The sequence below is a fragment of the Nitrospinaceae bacterium genome (assembly GCA_018669005.1).
In the GTDB taxonomy this organism is placed as follows: Bacteria; UBA8248; UBA8248; order UBA8248; family UBA8248; genus UBA8248.
The window spans coordinates 24,327-41,394 of record JABJAL010000064.1 but is presented as its reverse complement, the minus strand read 5'-3'; the positions used below and the strand labels follow the sequence as shown (position 1 = coordinate 41,394).

At 56.3% G+C, this 17,068-nt stretch carries 18 protein-coding genes; 5 read left to right on the top strand and 13 right to left on the bottom strand.

Features of this window, described 5'->3' with window-relative positions; genetic code table 11:
• Positions 1 to 27 precede the first annotated feature (27 nt).
• On the top strand, positions 28 to 456 hold the full coding sequence (locus HOJ95_08640; protein ID MBT6394759.1) for a PaaI family thioesterase: 429 nt from the start codon (positions 28 to 30) through the stop codon (positions 454 to 456).
• Positions 453 to 1,565 (top strand): alanine dehydrogenase, encoded by a 1,113-nt coding sequence (ald, locus tag HOJ95_08635; GenBank protein MBT6394758.1) that lies wholly within the window; start codon positions 453 to 455, stop codon positions 1,563 to 1,565. The genes HOJ95_08640 and ald overlap by 4 nt, the downstream gene beginning before the upstream one ends.
• 46 nt (positions 1,566 to 1,611) lie before the next feature.
• Here the strand turns inward: ald and HOJ95_08630 are convergent, their stop codons facing one another.
• From HOJ95_08630 to HOJ95_08605, 6 genes are read right to left on the bottom strand one after another with little or no spacing between them, the layout of a single operon-like run.
• On the bottom strand, positions 1,612 to 2,307 hold the full coding sequence (locus HOJ95_08630; GenBank protein MBT6394757.1) for a GntR family transcriptional regulator: 696 nt from the start codon (positions 2,305 to 2,307) through the stop codon (positions 1,612 to 1,614).
• 9 nt (positions 2,308 to 2,316) lie between these two features.
• The gene (locus HOJ95_08625; protein ID MBT6394756.1) at positions 2,317 to 3,507 is read right to left on the bottom strand and encodes a CoA transferase; all 1,191 of its coding nucleotides are present in this window, start codon (positions 3,505 to 3,507) and stop codon (positions 2,317 to 2,319) included.
• A 15-nt stretch (positions 3,508 to 3,522) separates the two neighbouring features.
• Entirely contained in the window at positions 3,523 to 4,647 is a 1,125-nt protein-coding gene (locus HOJ95_08620; protein ID MBT6394755.1) for a sodium ion-translocating decarboxylase subunit beta, read from the bottom strand.
• A complete protein-coding gene (locus HOJ95_08615; GenBank protein MBT6394754.1) occupies positions 4,644 to 5,057 on the bottom strand; it encodes a biotin attachment protein in 414 nt (137 codons plus the stop codon). The genes HOJ95_08620 and HOJ95_08615 overlap by 4 nt, the downstream gene beginning before the upstream one ends.
• Positions 5,054 to 5,371: an OadG family protein gene (locus HOJ95_08610; protein ID MBT6394753.1), complete on the bottom strand. Its 318-nt coding sequence runs from the start codon at positions 5,369 to 5,371 to the stop codon at positions 5,054 to 5,056. Before HOJ95_08610 ends, HOJ95_08615 begins: the two co-directional genes overlap by 4 nt.
• A gap of 18 nt (positions 5,372 to 5,389) precedes the next feature.
• The gene (locus HOJ95_08605) at positions 5,390 to 6,934 is read right to left on the bottom strand and encodes a methylmalonyl-CoA carboxyltransferase (protein ID MBT6394752.1); all 1,545 of its coding nucleotides are present in this window, start codon (positions 6,932 to 6,934) and stop codon (positions 5,390 to 5,392) included.
• Between the two features lie 794 nt (positions 6,935 to 7,728).
• Here HOJ95_08605 and HOJ95_08600 point away from each other — a divergent pair.
• A complete protein-coding gene (locus HOJ95_08600) occupies positions 7,729 to 7,959 on the top strand; it encodes a hypothetical protein (GenBank protein ID MBT6394751.1) in 231 nt (76 codons plus the stop codon).
• A gap of 68 nt (positions 7,960 to 8,027) precedes the next feature.
• On the opposite strand, the gene HOJ95_08595 is transcribed toward HOJ95_08600, so the two are convergent.
• Positions 8,028 to 8,945 carry a hydroxymethylglutaryl-CoA lyase gene (locus tag HOJ95_08595; protein ID MBT6394750.1) on the bottom strand — a complete coding sequence of 306 codons (918 nt, stop codon included), beginning with the start codon at positions 8,943 to 8,945 and terminating at the stop codon, positions 8,028 to 8,030.
• Positions 8,946 to 9,186: 241 nt separating this feature from the next.
• Between HOJ95_08595 and HOJ95_08590 the strand changes: the two genes are divergently transcribed.
• Complete coding sequence (locus HOJ95_08590) at positions 9,187 to 9,537, top strand: PilZ domain-containing protein (GenBank protein MBT6394749.1); 351 nt, start codon at positions 9,187 to 9,189, stop codon at positions 9,535 to 9,537.
• Positions 9,538 to 9,684: 147 nt separating this feature from the next.
• Here the strand turns inward: HOJ95_08590 and HOJ95_08585 are convergent, their stop codons facing one another.
• From HOJ95_08585 to HOJ95_08560, 6 genes are all read right to left on the bottom strand, one after another.
• Complete coding sequence (locus tag HOJ95_08585; GenBank protein MBT6394748.1) at positions 9,685 to 11,037, bottom strand: NCS2 family permease; 1,353 nt, start codon at positions 11,035 to 11,037, stop codon at positions 9,685 to 9,687.
• A 42-nt stretch (positions 11,038 to 11,079) separates the two neighbouring features.
• Positions 11,080 to 11,598: a hypoxanthine phosphoribosyltransferase gene (gene hpt, locus HOJ95_08580; GenBank protein MBT6394747.1), complete on the bottom strand. Its 519-nt coding sequence runs from the start codon at positions 11,596 to 11,598 to the stop codon at positions 11,080 to 11,082.
• A gap of 56 nt (positions 11,599 to 11,654) precedes the next feature.
• Positions 11,655 to 13,280, bottom strand: coding sequence for a HAMP domain-containing protein (locus HOJ95_08575; GenBank protein MBT6394746.1), 1,626 nt, complete (start codon positions 13,278 to 13,280; stop codon positions 11,655 to 11,657).
• 11 nt (positions 13,281 to 13,291) lie between these two features.
• Positions 13,292 to 14,464 (bottom strand): iron-containing alcohol dehydrogenase, encoded by a 1,173-nt coding sequence (locus HOJ95_08570; protein ID MBT6394745.1) that lies wholly within the window; start codon positions 14,462 to 14,464, stop codon positions 13,292 to 13,294.
• Between the two features lie 33 nt (positions 14,465 to 14,497).
• On the bottom strand, positions 14,498 to 15,136 hold the full coding sequence (locus tag HOJ95_08565) for a nucleotidyltransferase family protein (GenBank protein ID MBT6394744.1): 639 nt from the start codon (positions 15,134 to 15,136) through the stop codon (positions 14,498 to 14,500).
• Between the two features lie 250 nt (positions 15,137 to 15,386).
• The gene (locus tag HOJ95_08560) at positions 15,387 to 15,992 is read right to left on the bottom strand and encodes a hypothetical protein (GenBank protein ID MBT6394743.1); all 606 of its coding nucleotides are present in this window, start codon (positions 15,990 to 15,992) and stop codon (positions 15,387 to 15,389) included.
• Positions 15,993 to 16,390: 398 nt separating this feature from the next.
• Between HOJ95_08560 and HOJ95_08555 the strand changes: the two genes are divergently transcribed.
• Positions 16,391 to 17,002, top strand: coding sequence for a hypothetical protein (locus HOJ95_08555; GenBank protein ID MBT6394742.1), 612 nt, complete (start codon positions 16,391 to 16,393; stop codon positions 17,000 to 17,002).
• Positions 17,003 to 17,068 lie beyond the last annotated feature (66 nt).

The window sequence follows — 17,068 nt, the reverse complement described above, 5'->3', positions numbered from 1 at the left end:
TTGGCCCAACGATAAGCAGGAGAGACCATGACCCGAGAGCCAGGACGCCCGGATGCGAATGCATGTTTTGTATGTGGGCCGGATAACCCTGCGGGATTAAGAATATCGTTTCGCCTTGAGGACAATGTTTGCCGCGCCGAATTCACCCCTGAGGCTATCCATCAAGGCTACGACGGCGTTACCCATGGTGGGATCATTTACAGCCTTCTCGATGATGTGATGGCCAACTGTCTTTTTCTTAAGGGTATCCGGGCCTATACCGCTAAATGTGAAATTCGCTATCGCGATCCGGTGAAGGTGGGTGAACTGCTTCGGATGGAGGGACGTGAGGTGCGGAAAAAGGGTCGTTTCTCCATCCTGGAGGGAAAGGTCTTCCGCGCTAGAGACGGGGCCATTGTGGCGGAGGCCGAGAGTTCTTTTCTTCACGTAGAGGGTCATGAGGGAGGTGCAGCATGATAATTGGCGTTCCCAAAGAAATCAAAAAAGATGAGCACCGTGTCGCGCTTGCACCAGCCGCCGTTGAGGCGATAAGGGCTGCGGGCCACACAGTCTTGATACAAAAGGGCGCGGGCAAGGGAGCCGACATCGACGATAAGTCATTCGTCCGTGCTGGCGCCCAGATTGTTGCGGGGGCTGATGCTCTCTGGCGGCGTAGCGAAATGGTCGTCAAAGTCAAAGAGCCGCTTCGGCCCGAATTTAAACGGATGCGCAAGGGGCAGATTCTTTTTGCATTCCTCCATCTTGCTGCGGCAAGGCCCCTTGCGCGTGCTTTGATGCAGAAGGGTGTTAAGGCGGTGGCCTTTGAGACTGTTCGCACATCAGACGGCGCCTTGCCCTTGCTTCAGCCCATGAGTGAAATTGCGGGGCGCATGTCTGTTCAGGAGGGCGCTCGATTTCTCGAAAAAAGTATGGGGGGAAGAGGTGTTCTCCTGGCCGGGGCGCCCGGCGTTGCGCGCGGAAACGTGGTCATCCTCGGAGCCGGGGTGGTTGGTAAGAATGCTGCCCGGATTGCCGTCGGACTCGGCGCGGGCGTCACCGTCCTCGATATTAATCATCATCGCCTTCAGTATCTTGACGACATTTTTGGTGGACGGGTGAAGACTATCGCCTCGACACGATTCACCATTCGTGAGGCTGTCATAGGGGCCGATCTCGTTGTCGGCGCCGTCTTGATCCCGGGCGCTAAGTCGCCGAATCTGATTCCTCGGGGTCTTCTGAAGCGCATGCTCCCCGGATCGGTCATCGTGGACGTTGCTGTGGACCAGGGCGGCTGTGTCGAGACCATCAAGCCGACATACCACTCGAAGCCCACTTATGTGGTGGATGGCGTTATCCACTACGGGGTGGCAAACATGCCGGGCGGTGTGCCGAGGACGAGCACGTTCGCACTCTCAAGCGCAATCCTGCCTTATGTCATTGAATTGGCTGGCTCAAAGCTAAGCGATGCACTTGGCGAACATCCCGAGCTTGCTGCGGGGCTCAACGTGGCTGGCGGCCGGATCACACATTCGGCCGTTGCTGAGGCTCTTGGCGTTAAGTGCGCCACGCACGATGAAGTGCTCTAGAATTTATTCGTAATTCGAAAGAGTGTTTCCGGGTAAGGCCGCAAAATCAGGAATTCTCTTCCTGCTGCTCCTCGGTAGTTCTGATGACGCTTATGACGAACTGTCTTTGTTTTTCGAGGTGCGCGATGACAAGTGATTCTGCATCCCGCTCACGTCCCTCAAGGATAGCTTGGAGAATTTCGTCATGCTCATCCATCGAGCCTGCAAGACGGCCCGGAAAGCGGAGCGTAATTACCCGCGTTTTAAGAATCTGCCGCCGCAGGTTCTCAATAAGATCCACTAAACGCTCATTGCCCGAGGCCGAGGTGATGAATTGATGAAAACTCCTGTTAACGGCCCAATAAGAATCCACTTCACCCTGGTCGCTCTTTTTCTTGAGGTCTTCATAGTGAGCGAGAAGGCTCGCCCGGCCCTCGCCGCTTTTGAGGAGAGGAGTCGCCAGCCTCGTGGCAAGGCCTTCTAGGACACTCGTGATGGAGTAAAGGTCCAGTACTTCTCCCTCGCTAATTGTGCTGACGTAGGAGCCCTTATGGGGGATGACTGTGATGTAGCCCTCGACGGCCAGTTCGCGGAAGGCCTCCCGCAACGGAGTGCGGCTCACTCCGAGGGATTGTGTTAGCTCGGTTTCCACCAATTTGTCGCCCGGCTTGAGGACGCCGTTCAATATGGCAACCTTGATTTCCTCGGCAACCATACGACTGAGTGATTTAGGTCTTTCGATTTGTATATTTCGAATCGCCATGATGAATCCTTAAATTACCCCGTCATCCCGAAGGACCTGACACGCCGATGCATCAAGCCCGAAAAGAGATTCTAGAATTTCGTCGGTATGCTGGCCCAACGAGGGCGGCGGGGTTTCGATCGCCCCGGGAGAATTGGAAAGCTTGATGGGAATCCCCGTGAGTTTCGTGGGCCCGGCCTCGGGCACATCCATATCCACCACCATTTCTCGTGCAAGCACCTGAGGTTCCGAGAATACCTGGGCGATGTCGTTTATTGGTCCGCAGGGGATACCCGCTTTTTTCAATTGCTCAAGGGTTGTCGTGACCTCGCGGTCAGAGAAGAGTTTGTCGAGAATCTCCTGAAGCGCCTCACGGTTTTGGACCCGATCGGCGTTGATGGCGAATCGCGGATCTTCTTTGATGTCGCCCAAATCCATCGCATCGCAAAAACGTTTCCAGAGGCTATCGTTGCCCACCCCTAGATTTAGATAGCCATCCACGCACTGGTAGGTTTCGTAGGGCGTTATCGAGGGGTGTTTGTTGCCCCGGCGTGGCGGGATGTTCCCGGTCGCAAAAAACGAATTGGCATGATAGGCGAGTAGCGCGACCTGGCCGTCGAGCATGGAGATATCCACCTTCTGGCCTTTGCCTGTTTTTTCGCGGTCATAAAGGGCGAGGGTGGTTCCTTGTGCTGCCAGCATCCCTGCCACTATGTCGGCGACGGATGCGCCTACCTTGGTTGGCGGGCCCCCTGGCTCGCCCGTGATGCTCATGAGGCCGCCCTCGCCCTGGATGACGACGTCGAAGCCTGGCTCGCTGGCTCGCGGCCCGGTGTGTCCGAATCCCGATACCGAGGTGAGGATGGCGCGGGGGTTAATCTTGTGGATCTCCTCCCAGGGGAAGCCGAGCTTATCAAGCGTACCGGGCCGGAAATTCTCAACCACAACATCGCTCTGGCGTATCAAGGCAGCGAGGATTTCCTTGCCTTTTTGGGCTTTGAGGTTGAGGGTTAGACTTTTTTTGTTGCGGTTGACCGAAATGTAGTAGGTGCTCACTCCGTTAAGAAAAGGGGGCCCCCATCCACGGGTGTCGTCTCCGCCGTTGGGGTTTTCCACTTTAATGACGTCAGCGCCCATGTCGCCCAGCATCATGGTGCAGTAGGGCCCGGAGAGTATTCGCGTCAGATCCAGAACCTTGATTCCTTCAAGTGCGCCAGCCATCTGAAAAAACCTCCCCTACGGTGTTATTAATGATAACAGCACGCCTGCTGCAATTGCGGACCCGATAACGCCGGCCACATTGGGGCCCATTGCGTGCATGAGAAGAAAGTTTTGCGGATTTTCCTCGGCCCCTACCTTCTGGGCGACGCGTGCCGCCATCGGCACCGCGCTCACCCCCGCCGCGCCGATAAGCGGGTTGATCGGTGTCGAGCTAAATGCCGCCATCAGTTTACCGAACAAAATGCCGGTAGCCGTCCCGATGCTAAATGCGATGAGGCCTAGTACGAGGATTCCGATGGTCTCCCATTTGAGGAAAGTCTCGGCGTTCATCGAGGCGCCGACCGCGACACCAAGAAAAATTGTCACGATGTTGAGGAGCGCATTTTCCGAGGTGTCGAGCAGGCGGTCCACTACCCCGGATTCCCGAAACAGGTTGCCCAGCATCAGCATGCCGATGAGGGGAACCGCCGAGGGGAGAAGCAGCCCGCAGAGCAGGGTCGATACGATAGGAAACAAAATTCGAACGGGCTTGGAAATCTCTTTGAGCTGAACCATGACGCGCATGCGCTCTTCCTTGGTCGTAAGCGCTCGCATGATGGGGGGTTGGATAATGGGCACCAGGGCCATGTAGCTGTAGGCAGCAACGACGATGGGCCCGAGCAGTTCGGGAGCGAGTTTTGAGGCTGTGTAGATGGCCGTGGGGCCGTCCGCCCCACCGATAATCCCGATGGCCCCGGCCTGGGGTAAGTTAAATCCCAGGAAAATACTCCCGATAAGGGTGGCAAATATGCCGAACTGTGCGGCCGCCCCTAATAGAATGGTCTTGGGGTTTGCGAGGAGCGGGCCAAAGTCGGTGAGTGCGCCGACGCCCATGAATATCAGTGGCGGAAATACCCCTGCCTTGATGCCGAAGTAAAAGTAGCTGATCAGGCCGCCCTTATCGAAAATGCCTGTCGCCGGAAGATTCGAGAGAAGAAGGCCAAATCCGATGGGTAGCAGCAGCAGGGGCTCAAAGCCTTTTTGGATAGCCAGATAGAGGAGTACGCAGGCAATGGAGAGCATCAGGATGTCGCCGGGCGCAAGCTGGGCGAAACCCGTTGCCAGGATGAAGCGGTTTATGGAGTCTAGAAGTCCCGTCATGAAATCTCCATCATGAGCTGGCCCGCTACGACCTTATCGCCCTTGGCGATATTGACAGACTGTACAGTGCCGCTGCTCTCCGCTGTGATGACGTTCTCCATTTTCATGGCCTCAAGAACTATCAGTCTGTCACCCTCGTTGACCGAATCCCCCACAGATACCTCGACGTCGAGCACCGTGCCCGGAATCTGGGCAACGATGCTGCCCTCGCCGCCACCACCGCCGCTGGGTTTGGAGGGCGCAGCCGCTCGGCGAGGCCCGGGGGTGGATTTAGGCGCCTCCTCTTCTTCGATTTGAATGCTGTGGGCGTTACCGTCCACTGTGAGGTTGAGGAGAGAGGGGTTCGCCGAGTCCCGCTCAGCGGTGATTTCGTAGTTTTTGTCTCCGATGGTGATTTTAAATTTTTTCAACGCGGCCTCCTGGGAAATGCGCTCTCGGCGCGCGCACGGCGGGCCCAGGCGGAATCGCTACCTCGGCTCACCTCGGTTGTGAATACGTCGGCTCCTTGCGTTTCAAGAAAATATCCCGCAGCAGCGGCGAGAACGAGGGGAAGCTCTTCCGTATCCTGGTCAGCCCTGGGTGTATTGGCTGGCTTTTCCGCCTCGGGCGCATCAGAAAAAATACGGTCCAGTATTTTGATAACGTACATCAGCGTGAGGAGGGAGAGGAAAACCACCGACATGCCGATGATAGTGAGCCCTATTGCGCTGGAGAGATGAGTCAAGGCAATGTCCTCTTCCGTTTAGAGCGGGATGTTCCCGTGTTTTTTCTCAGGGCGCGATTCACGTTTTCTCGCCGTCATCTCAAGCGCCCGGATTAACTCGCGCCGGGTGTGGGCCGGCTCGATGACGGCATCGACAAGCCCCTGGCTGGCGGCGTTGTAGGGGTTGGCGAATTTTTCGCGGTACTCATCGATTTTTTCTTTCCGCAGGGCTTCGGGGTCCTCAGCCGCCTCGATATCGCGCCGGAAAATGATGTTTGCCGCACCCTCCGGGCCCATCACCGCGATTTCTGCCGTGGGGTAGGCGAGTACGCGATCATAGCCGAGCCCCAGGCCGCTCATCGCGATGTAGGCGCCTCCGTAGCTCTTGCGAATTATGAGGGCGATCTTGGGCACGGTGGCCTCGCTATAGGCAAACAACACCTTGGCGCCGTGGCGGATGACACCACCATATTCCTGCTGGGTGCCCGGTAGGTAGCCAGGCACATCGACGAAGTTGAAGATCGGCAAGTTGTAGGCATCGCAGAAGCGAACGAAACGCGCCAACTTGTCGGAGCTGTTGATGTCGAGAACGCCTGCGAGGTTGGCGGGCTGGTTCCCGACGACACCGACAGGCCGCCCGGCAAGGCGGGCAAAGCCTACGACGATGTTCGGGGCAAAGTCGGCGTGGACCTCGAGGAAATCCCCGTGATCAAAGACATTGCCGATGATGTCGCGGATGTCGTATGACTGCGTCGATTCGGCAGGAACAATATTGTTTAAATCGGGATTTTCGTCCGGGGGCCATTCACATGCGTCCGAAAGCGGTGGATCGTCGAGGTTGTTCGACGGCAGGAACGAGAGGAGCTTTCGCACCGTGGCGAAGCATTCGCGCTCATCGGCGGCAACGAAATGAGCGTTGCCGCTGGTGGCGCTGTGGACGGCGGCTCCGCCCAGTTCCTCGAACGTGACCTCTTCGCCTGTGACGGCCTTGATGACGTCGGGCCCGGTGATGAACATCTTGCTCAGCCCCTCGACCATGAAGATGAAGTCGGTGATAGCGGGCGAGTAAACGGCCCCGCCTGCGCAGGGGCCGAGGATGACCGAAATTTGGGGGATGACGCCCGAGGCGATGGTGTTTCGCTGGAAAATTTGGGCATAACCATGGAGGGAGAGGACGCCTTCTTGTATTCGGGCGCCGCCGGAGTCTAGGATTTGGACGATGGGGCATCCCGCTTTAAGAGCCAGTTCCTGGGCCTTGATGATTTTGGCGGCGTGCATTTCACCGAGCGAGCCCCCTAGGGTGCCGAAGTCCTGGGATACGGCAAAGATGAGCTGGCCGTTGACCGTGCCACTGCCGGTGACGACGCCATCGCCTGGGATGTGCCTATCGGCCATCCCGAAATCGGATGAGCGGGTTTCGACAAATCCCCCGATTTCGGAAAAAGAGCCCGGATCGAGGAGAAGGTCGAGCCTCTCGCGGGCCGTTAATTTCCCTTGTTTACGCTGGCGCTCCTTGGCAGCTTCTCCGCCCTGGGCCCTAGTCACCTCTAGGCGACCGCGCAAGTCTTCAATTGGATCTGGCATCACATCTCCTGGAATTGGTAAAAAATGGATGCTGAATTTTGTATACGTTGGACTGAGATGGGCAAGATGCCTCTGAAATTACCTATTGTCAAGGCATGGGGCGTTTTTCATGGGGGTACAGAAAAAAGCAAATGTGAAATTATAAATTATCGGCCACATTATGTGAAAGGTATGATTCAACGGTGGCGCTTTTATTTTGTGGCCAATCCGATTTGTATCTCAAAATAAAAAAAATTGATTTTGTAAGGAAATGGAGTCCCTGGCCCCTAAAATTCAGTGACATAATGTATTTGAGTAGTTGCGATTAATTATTTAATAAATAGAATTATGCGTAATAATAATTATATCTATTTTGTTGTGGTTTTTGTCCAGGGAAGAGAGAATACTTGGAGTCAGGTTTGCCAGATGATTTACCCGAAATATTGCCGACAAACATTTCAACAAAATGGAAGATGCACTAGACGATTTTAGTAGCCGAAAGCCTGGGATAATTAAAAAGGTATTGATGATTGTCACGTTTTCATTGTTGCTAGCGGCGATTATCGCACCTGGGAGATCCGTTGAATTGTTTAGTACTTATATAGCACCCTACCTTCCGTAAGGATGTTTTAAGGACTTTTTGATGCAGAATTTGTCAGGTGGTGATTTAAAAAAGATGTTGGTGAGATTCATGCGCTATTTAGACGAGACGGCCCAAGACTGATGGTGTAGAAGATTTATGAGATGTAAATCCGTCGGATTCTGGTATCCTGTCTTTCAGTTTTGTTTAAACGCTTGAGCGAGGTTTTGCGCATATGCCCCGACTTCCCCGGTTTTCGAATGCCGACCGATTTATCAGCCGCCGGGTGCCTGCTGCGCATTTCCACAAGCTCGATGGCGCGATAAATCACTATATGCGCCATGAATCGGGGTTGTGGAAAAAGGCGGCGTCCATCATCGGCGGAATTTTTTTGCTGGGTTTCGTCACCGCACCCACGAAAATGATTGGGCTGCTCCAGGCCTACCTTGGGCCGCTCTTTAAATAAAGATGCCGGATAGCAGGAGAGGGCATCTCCACCGCTTTGCTGTGGTCCTTTGTTTTCTCGGTAGGTTTTTAGGCCGCTGAAATGTCCCATTCAGGTGGGCCTGCATGGAGTAGCTGGCCGGGTAGCTGGCGGCCAAATATGGATTCCGCATAGGCGACCGCCTCAAGAAGCTTTGGGAGGTCGATTCCGGTTTCAACACCCATCTCGTGCAACATGTTGACGGTGTCCTCGGAGGAGATATTGCCCGTCGCCCTTGGGGCGAAGGGGCATCCGCCCAGCCCGCCGATGGAGGTGTCGAAGGTGTCCACCCCGGCCTCGAGCCCCGCGAGAAGGTTGGCCAGCCCCGCTCCGCGGGTGTTGTGCAAATGCAGTGTGAAATTTATAGCGGGGAATTTTTCGCGCATGCGCCCGACCAAAGCCCGTATCGAGATTGGATTCGACATGCCTACCGTATCGGCAAGAGCCACCTCATCGCAGCCCATGTCGGCGTAAGCACCCACAATCCACTCGACCGCCTCGGCGGGCACCTGGCCCTCATAAGGGCAGCCAAAGGCGGTGACGACCCCGCCCCTTACTTTTAGCCCCGCGCCAAGTGCTTCTTTGGCGGCCTCTCTGGCTGCGTCGAGCATTTTCTCGCGGCCCGCGCGCAGGTTCTTGAGGTTAAATCCCTCGCTCGCCGCGACGAAGAGCACAATGCGGTCAAGCCTGCAGGCGAGCGCACGCTCCATCCCCCTCATGTTAGGCACTAGCGCCTCGAACTCCACTCCCTCAGGACGCGGCATGGCCGCCAGCACTGCCTCGGCGTCCGCCAGTTGGGGCACATGTTTAGGGCTCACGAAGCTCGTGGCCTCGACCCGCCTCACCCCGGCCGCGAGGATGAGCTCAAGCATGTGTAGTTTCTGTTCGGTCTCGACGAACTGTTTTTCTGCCTGTATGCCGTCTCGCGTTCCTACTTCAATGATGTGGGCTTGCCTGGGTGTGGACATGAGGGGCCTCTGGGTTAATAGAAATTTTGCTAGCGCCGCCCATCATACTTCGGGCCCTTGTTGTGTGCCAGGATAAGGGCGAATGTCACGTTGAACGGGCTCCTCGGGTTGTGTGCGACCCCATCTCAGGGCGGATGCCCCAAAATGAACATACTAAGGTTTAACTAATTGATACCCTTTCTTCCTTTGTATATGCTTGGACGATAGAAGGCCAATTTGTTCACACGGAGGTGTAGGTTTCATGAGCAGCGGTGCGGAGCAGCGACAAAATGTCCGCTATAAATTGCCTGTTCTGATTGAGGCCCCGGAGTTGGCCAATGACTGGCTGCGTCCCGAGGACATCAGCCTCGGTGGATTCATGGTCCATCTCCAAAACGAGCCGACCGTGGGTATGGCGACCGAGGGTGCCATCCGAGTTGAGAAAGAAGTTTTCTCCGGCAGGATATCCGTTGCCTGGGTGAAAGAGGACCTATCGGAAGATGAGTCGGTCTGGAACGCTGGATTGCTGTTCCGGTTGCCGGATGAAGATCAAGAGGATGCCTTTGAGAAGGCCGTTGAAAAACTTAGAAAGAAAATGAGCAGACATAAATAACCATATTTGCCCCCCTAAAAAATTCTAATTTACAGTCTGAACTTATCCTGATTCCCTGTGTCTCGTTGCCCGAAAGTTTCGCCAGAGCGTGAAATCTCACGCCCGGCATGTCTCGCAGCCTCCTGGGGCGAGGCTCCGGCGAGAAGATCATGAGGCGAGAAACGCGTAGCGGAGAATGAAGAGCAGGGAAATACCATGGACGAGTTGATTGGGCTCGCTGCCCCGACCGGTGGCTATTTTTAGGAACGAGTAGAGAATGAATCCGAAGGCGATTCCCTCGGTAATCGAGAAGGTGAACGGCATGATAATGGCGCATAAGAAGGCCGGAAGATATTCAGTCGGATCGTCCCAGTCAATTTCCTTAAGGCCAGGGATCATAAACGCCCCCACGATGATGAGGGCAGGCGCGATAACCGGATAAAGTACCTTCTTGGCGTCCACTGCGCTGCCGCCTCCGATGGTCTCGATTAGCGGATTAAAGAACAGGGCTGCAATGAAGAACAGAGAAGTGAAAATATTGGCGAGTCCCGTTCTCGCCCCGGCAGAGACCCCGGCGGCGCTTTCGATATAGCTGGTGATGGTGGAGGTCCCCATCGTTGCCCCGCCGACAGTGGCCAGGGCGTCCGCCGTGAGTGCTTCTCTCGCCTTGGGTAGAATGCCGTTCTTGATAAGCCCCGCTCGCTCGCCCACTCCGCTCAACGTGCCCACCGAGTCGAACATATCGAGGAACAGGAAAATGAAAATCGCAGTCCAGAAACTGGACTTTAGCCAGTTGCCGGTAATGTCGAGTTGAAGCCACGTCGGAGCGAGCGAAGGCGGCATGCTGACAAGGCCCTTGAATTCGATGAGGCCTGTTCCGATACCCACCAGGGCCGAGGCGATCATGGCGATAAGGATAGCGGCGCGATATTTTAATGCGATTAAGGTGCCGGTCAGCACAAGCCCGAACAGGGTCAGAAGCACCGGCAGGGAGGTCAGAGCACCCATCCCGATGATGGTACCCGGCCTTCCGATTACGAGTCCGCCGTATTGCATGCCGACGAGGGCGATGAGTAGACCGATGCCGACTGCGATGGCGTGGCGGAGAGACTTGGGCACGCAATGAAGAACCTTCTCCCGGACACCGATGAGGCTGAGGAAGATGAAAAAGAGTCCGGCGGCGGCAGTAGCGCCCAATGCCTCTTGCCACTGATAGCCCATCCCGCCTGCTGCGGTGGCGCCGCAAACGGTGAAGGCGAAGAAAAAATTGTGACCCATGGCGGGAGCCATTGCGATGGGGTAGTTGGTCATGACGCCCATGAGGGCCGAGAAAATTGCACCGCCCAGGCAGGTGGCGGTCAGGACGGCTCCCGGGTCCATTCCGGCAGCCGAGAGAACCACGGGTTGCACAAATATAATGTAGGAAAGCGTCAGAAAGGTTGTGGTGCCGCCAAGGAATTCGGCGCCGATTGTGGTGTTGTTCTCCTTGAGGTCGAAGAATTTTTCAAGCCAAGCGGTCATGAAGGGTCTCCTCTATTCGTACACTCTCGGCGGAGTATCGGCTTATGGCTTAAAAGCGTGGATGTCTGGAAGTGAACGCCACCCCTCGGCATAGTCGAGGCCGTAGCCCACGATGAAAACATCTTCCACGGAAAATCCTGTGAAATCAGTCTCAAATTTCACTTCGCGGCGAGCGGGCTTGTCGATGAAAGCGACCGTATGGACCGAGGCCGGGTTCTGTACGCCCACGGCATTCACTATTGTTTCGAGTGTCCGCCCGGTGTCGATAATATCCTCGACGATTAGAATCTGTTGTCCGGTGATTTCTCCGGCATCCCTGATGCGGAGCTGGACCTGCCCCGAGCTTTCGGTTCCCCCACCGTAGCTTGATGCCGAGATGAAGCCGACGCTTAGCTCTCTGTTCATCGCACGGATGAGGTCAGTTCCAAAAAACAAGGCCCCTTTTAACGTGAGGATGACATGTAGATTCTCTGCACGGAGCTTGGCATTAATCTCCCCGGCAAGCGCCGCTACGCGTGCCTGAATTTGCTCATTGGAAAAGATGATTTCACCGAGTGGCATTGGAAAATCCTTTACTCAAGATGTCATGAGCACCATATTTCTTGAACGATCCTCTCTTATAACGCTTCCCAGGCCTCGACCGGCTCGGCAAGGTTCTTCAAGGACTGCTCGCCCATGCTTCGGAGATGGAATCTGCCCTCCACCCGTAGGGCGGTTTCGGGCGAGAGAAGAATCTGACCGCCGACGGCGCAATCTCCGAGGCGAGCGGCGAGATTCGTTACCGGGCCCGTTGCGGTGAATGTCCAGCGCTCTCCCGAGATTTCCCGCAGACGTGTCGAGCCTACCTCGCACTCGCCCGAGCTAATGCCGATGTTGACGGCGATGGGTGGAAAGCCTTCTGGGTTGCGGGCGTTCTCTGCGGTAGTTTTCTCTCGGATGGCCAAGGCTGCCCGTACGGCGGCTGAGGCGTGTGCTTTTGCCTCTCCTTCCTGAAACAGGATCATCAGTCCATCGCCTGCGGTTTCGTTGATGTCGCCTCCCTCTGCTCGAATATCCGAAAGATAGGAGGAGAAATATCGCTCAATGATTTCAGTGAGTTTCTCGCGCGGCAGGGTTTCGCTTAACCGCGAATACCCTTCGATGTCTAGGAAAAGGACGGTGACATCCCTGGCCTGCTTTTCAAGGGCGGGGGAGTTCGGATCCTCTTCGATTAGGCGGCGAACGGTGTCGGGAACGAACCGGTCGAGACCATATTTTACTTTCTCGAGGAAGGAGACACGATCCAGTGCCTCGCCGAGTTCTTGGTTGCGGGATTCGAGCGATTCATAGCTCTCGGCCAGCCGCGTGGTCATGAGGTTGAAGCCCTCCTCGAGAGCGCTGATTTCATCGGTGGAAGTTACGGGGACACGAACCTTGAAATCACCCCCTCTTAGCTTCGCCATCGCGCTCTCAAGGCGGCGCAGTGGGCGCCCGATGGAGCGCGAAACCAGCCATGCCAACCAGGCACCTCCGATGGCCGCCGAAACCGCGATCAGCATGATAGCCATGATGACGCGAAGGAGAAGCGGGTCGGATGCGGCGTTCAGCTTGTTCATGCGGATTGCGGCGGTGAAGGCCGCTGCGCTCAGGGGCAGGAAGCTGATGGCTAGCCATAGCAGAAAAAGGCGGTGTCCCACCTTGATCCGGTAGAGCCGGGCGTTTTCCTGCAATTGGGTTCCCACAAACAGAACGGGCCACAGGTGCGTCCGGCAGAGGTACTCCGATAGAAACGTCACGGCGGTCGAGGCGATCAGCCCGGCCAGCAGCGGACGGATGAAAAAATGAAGGACCATTCCGATCGTCGGATCGGAAAAAATCCAGATGATGCGGACGAGGACCATGATGTCGAGCAGCGCCCACGAACCGAGGCACAGAGCGCCCATCACGGCGGGGATATTGGCGGCCCGCTCCACCAGGGGCGGGGCTGTTTCCTTCTCGTCCGGGCGGGAGCGCTTTCGCCCGCGCACCCACCCGTATATTGGCCGGAGATACCAGGCGCTCAATGAGGTCGGCACGAAAAAGGTGATGAATAAAAACAGCCACAGCGGCTGGAGGGAGGTCGTTTCGTGGGCCGGGAGGAACGGCCTCAGGTTGAAGCGGCTGTAAGCGAGGACGAGGCCCATTCCCGCGATGTTGATGATGAAAATCATCGGGGGCAGCCAGAATATTCTCTCGGGTCTGGGCGCGGGCTCGTGGGTGTTCATGGTGACTTCCTTTATCCGTCGAGGGCGGCGCGTAGGAGCGCGAGCATGTCCGCCTCGCTGGCCGGGATCGGATTTGTGAGTACCTGAGGGCTCTCGGCCGCATCCTTCGCCATTATCTTGAAGTCCGTTTCATCCGCTACGCCGGCCTCCCGCAGTGTGGCGGGGATGCCGATGTCCTTAACGAGCGATTGAATGGCGTTGATCGCCGCCTGAGGGGCAGCCTCGCTTGAGGAGTCGATTTTCTCGTCATCGGGGTGTTGTAGAAGTGGGGCGATTTGGGCGTAGTCAGCTCGCACAGCCTGGAGGTTGAAGCGCATGACGGGCGGAAGGAATATGGCGTTCGAGGTGCCGTGATGTACGTGGTGATAGGAGCCGATGGGGTGCGAGAGCGAATGTACGATGCCAAGGCCGGTGTTGGTGAACGAGTGTCCTGCCCAGGTTGAGGCGATGGAAATTGCGCTAGCGGCCTCGGGCTCTGAGGGATCATTCACGAAACGGCGGGCGTGGGCGCCGATGTTTCCGATGGCCTCAAGGCATAGAGCACGGGTCCAGGGACCGGCCTTGGGCGAGCCCATTGATTCAATGGCGTGGGTGAGTGCGTCCATCATCGTGCCCGCTGCGACGGGACCCGGCATTTTGGCCAGAAGACCCGGATCCACCACGGCCACCTGTGCGAACATGAGTGGGCTCGCCATGACGGCTTTAATCTTTTTTCCGGTGTCGGTGACGATGGCGCTGCATGTCACCTCGCTGCCCGTGCCCGCCGTGGTGGGGACAGTGATAAGGGACGGCGGCGGGGAGGGGATGTTGCCAAAACCAAAGTAGTCGTGAATAGCGCCTCCGTTCGAAATTAATACTCCCGCCGCCTTGGCGGTGTCGATGGTGCTGCCGCCGCCCGCGGCGATAAGCCCGGTGCAATTATTCGACGCATAAGCCTCGCTCGCGCGGGCCATGCTCGTGTCCGAAGGATCTGCCTCGACTTCGGCGTAGAGGTGATGTTCCAACCCTGATTTCTTGAGGCCGTCCAGGAGCGGATCGAGCGCACCACTCGCCGCGACGCCGGGATCTGTCAACACCATGGGGCGGCTCATCCCGAGGGTTTTTGCCTCCTCGCCGACAAAAGCGGCCTCGCCTCGGCCAAAGCGTACGCGGGGGCCCTTGGCGATCTGAAACGGCGCTATCATTTTTTTCTCTCCTGTCTGAAAAGATTCGGTGAATTAAGCGTCTTCTAATTTTTTGCGGGTGTTTTCGATTCTCGCCCGAACGCGCTCGAAATCCTCTTCCGTGTCGATGTCCCAGAACATCTCCTCGGCCCCGCACACCACAGTCATGAAACGCGAGGGCGACTCATTCTCAATTGTCTTGATGATGCCGCGTGCGCCCTCGTCTCCGCGCAGCGCTTCAAGCTCAGCTTTCAGGCTTGCCGATATCAGTGCCGGGTTGCCGCGCCGGCCATTAATAACGGGGGCGGCGGCGAGCGTGGCATCTGATAGGGCGAATATCTCGATCAGCTCATCGATCAGGCCGGTGCCTATAAGTGGTTGATCTCCAAGGGCAAAGAGGTACCCATCGGCCTCAGGGGCCGCCGCTCTCACGCCCGCCACAAGCGAGGAGGCCTGCCCGCTCTCAAAATCGGGGTTATGCACCAACGTCACGCTCAATCCCGCCAGCGCCGCCTCGACCCCTTCGCGCTCATGGCCCGTGACCACCACCACCTCTGCCGCCTTAGAGGCTAGAGCCGCCTCGGCAACTCTACGCACCGCCGCCTTCCCGCCCAGCGAGGCGAGCAGCTTGTTGCGCCCAAGGCGACTCGATAGCCCGGCGGCAAGCAGTATGGCCGAAATTCTCGTTGTCATGGCGATATCCAGGCTCCGGGAGGGCGCTAAAGAGCTTCATTTTCACATCCACCGGCACTGCCTAATAAAAGCTGCGCCCTCATCGTAGGCAGTGGGCCCCGAGCCTGTCAATTTGGCGAAAATATGTGCGAGGCGAGATATCTGGTGAACATCAGCAAAGGGGCGATCAAATTTTCGAGATAGTCCCGCAAAAAAAAACCGCCCCCCGGTTTGAGCCGGGAGGCGGCTGGTTAACCTGAATATTTTACGCTTACTTCTTCACCTTCACAGCCACGCCGCTGCGGTTGCAGATGCGCCTGACGGTGCTGCCGCTGCCCGTCGTAATTGTCTCGACGTTGGAGTCGGTGTCAGAGATGATGAGCGTTTGACCGCCTCTGCCAATCTGTCCCTGGACCACAGTGCCACTCGAGGAGCTGCCGTTGGATGATGAGCAGCTAGAGATTACGACCTCAAAGCTATTGTCTGAATTCACCGTGTAGTTGAAATCACACGTTCCCGGGCCCGTGAAGTTGAAATGCGGGCCAGTGCCGCCCTGGCTGGGGCTCGTTATGTTACGGATCGACAAGCCATCAGATTCGAGCGTGCCGGTGCCGTCGCCGTTGAACGTCGCGTTGCCCGAGATAACATTCGTTCTCGTATGGCCGTAAGGGTTCTGGCCCGGATACGCAGGGGCGATTCTCCTGTTGGAATCAAAAACGCCGTTCGTGCGGATACACGTGCGGGTGCGGGTCCTGGCGTAGGTGCCCTTTAGCTTCGACTCGGGGCTCTTTTTGCCCTTGGCCTCGGCAGTATCCAACCCAACCGTAAACAGCATCGTGAAAACAGCCATAAACGCGAATCCCAATACTTTTTTCATTTGTTGTCCCCTCATACCTTTAGAACGTTAGTAGAAATAAAAAAAACTAAAACCCTTTAAACATCAACACATCCTGCATGTTTTGATACAAAGGCCCCCACCGGCAACACACCAATGAGGTACTTTAAAGGCAAAATCTCTGGGCGAAATTTCGAATCAACCTTTTGAATAGGTTGACTATATTGAACATTTCCGGGGATGTAAAGAAAATAAAATAGGACATATGTGTCTTATTTGTGGAAGCGAGAATCGGGCTGCGGCTGTGGAATTTCAACGAGGCGGGGCTGATTTGAATCGGGCGCCGGGTGAAAAATTCTTATTTTGGAGATGCCATTTTCGGCTAAAATGTCTCCGTGTAAAAAATTAAAAGGGAAACATGGGCTAAGGCGGGAGGCTTCATGACCAATACGTCAGGACAGGGCAAGGGGACGGCGGTCCCCGAGGAGATCAGGGGCTGGAACTGGGGCGCGTTTTTGCTCAACTGGATATGGGGCATCGGGAACAAAACCTATATCGCGCTTCTCATGTTTGTTCCCTTCGTGAATATGGCGATGCCCTTTGTGCTGGGCGCGAAGGGAAACGAGTGGGCCTGGCGCAACAACCATTGGGATAGCGTCGAGGCGTTCAAGCGCACCCAGCGCAAATGGGGTGTGTGGGGCGGCGTCGCCATTTTGGCGTTTTTGTTGCTCTTTGGCGGCATTTTCTCGGGCGTGATGTACATGATGAAACAATCGGGCGCCTACCAGCTTGCCTTGCGTAAAGTGACATCACACCCCGCGGCCAGCGAGATTCTCGGCTCGCCGGTCGAGACAGGCTGGTTTGTCTCGGGCAACACCAAGACCAGCGGCCCGAGCGGGGAGGCCAACATCTCGTTTACGGTGAGCGGCCCCCGGGGCAGCGGGACGGTCTATGCCTACGCGCTGAAACGCATGGGCGAGTGGCGCGCCAAGAATGTCGTTTTCCATAATGACGCCGACAACCGGCGTATCGTCATTGTCCGGAAAAGGTAGGCCGGGCCGAGTTTTTCGCTATAGATTCAATGAAAATGTTGTTTCCCGCCATACCCCTGTTTGTTG

Bases quoted from the DNA above. Each gene is read 5' to 3' on its own strand.
- HOJ95_08640 (MBT6394759.1), top strand. From the start codon at position 28: ATGACCCGAGAGCCAGGACGCCCGGATGCGAATGCATGTTTTGTATGT.
- ald (MBT6394758.1), top strand. From the start codon at position 453: ATGATAATTGGCGTTCCCAAAGAAATCAAAAAAGATGAGCACCGTGTC.
- HOJ95_08630 (MBT6394757.1), bottom strand. From the start codon at position 2,307: ATGGCGATTCGAAATATACAAATCGAAAGACCTAAATCACTCAGTCGT.
- HOJ95_08625 (MBT6394756.1), bottom strand. From the start codon at position 3,507: ATGGCTGGCGCACTTGAAGGAATCAAGGTTCTGGATCTGACGCGAATA.
- HOJ95_08620 (MBT6394755.1), bottom strand. From the start codon at position 4,647: ATGACGGGACTTCTAGACTCCATAAACCGCTTCATCCTGGCAACGGGT.
- HOJ95_08605 (MBT6394752.1), bottom strand. From the start codon at position 6,934: ATGCCAGATCCAATTGAAGACTTGCGCGGTCGCCTAGAGGTGACTAGG.
- HOJ95_08600 (MBT6394751.1), top strand. From the start codon at position 7,729: ATGCCCCGACTTCCCCGGTTTTCGAATGCCGACCGATTTATCAGCCGC.
- HOJ95_08595 (MBT6394750.1), bottom strand. From the start codon at position 8,945: ATGTCCACACCCAGGCAAGCCCACATCATTGAAGTAGGAACGCGAGAC.
- HOJ95_08590 (MBT6394749.1), top strand. From the start codon at position 9,187: ATGAGCAGCGGTGCGGAGCAGCGACAAAATGTCCGCTATAAATTGCCT.
- HOJ95_08585 (MBT6394748.1), bottom strand. From the start codon at position 11,037: ATGACCGCTTGGCTTGAAAAATTCTTCGACCTCAAGGAGAACAACACC.
- hpt (MBT6394747.1), bottom strand. From the start codon at position 11,598: ATGCCACTCGGTGAAATCATCTTTTCCAATGAGCAAATTCAGGCACGC.
- HOJ95_08575 (MBT6394746.1), bottom strand. From the start codon at position 13,280: ATGAACACCCACGAGCCCGCGCCCAGACCCGAGAGAATATTCTGGCTG.
- HOJ95_08570 (MBT6394745.1), bottom strand. From the start codon at position 14,464: ATGATAGCGCCGTTTCAGATCGCCAAGGGCCCCCGCGTACGCTTTGGC.
- HOJ95_08565 (MBT6394744.1), bottom strand. From the start codon at position 15,136: ATGACAACGAGAATTTCGGCCATACTGCTTGCCGCCGGGCTATCGAGT.
- HOJ95_08560 (MBT6394743.1), bottom strand. From the start codon at position 15,992: ATGAAAAAAGTATTGGGATTCGCGTTTATGGCTGTTTTCACGATGCTG.
- HOJ95_08555 (MBT6394742.1), top strand. From the start codon at position 16,391: ATGACCAATACGTCAGGACAGGGCAAGGGGACGGCGGTCCCCGAGGAG.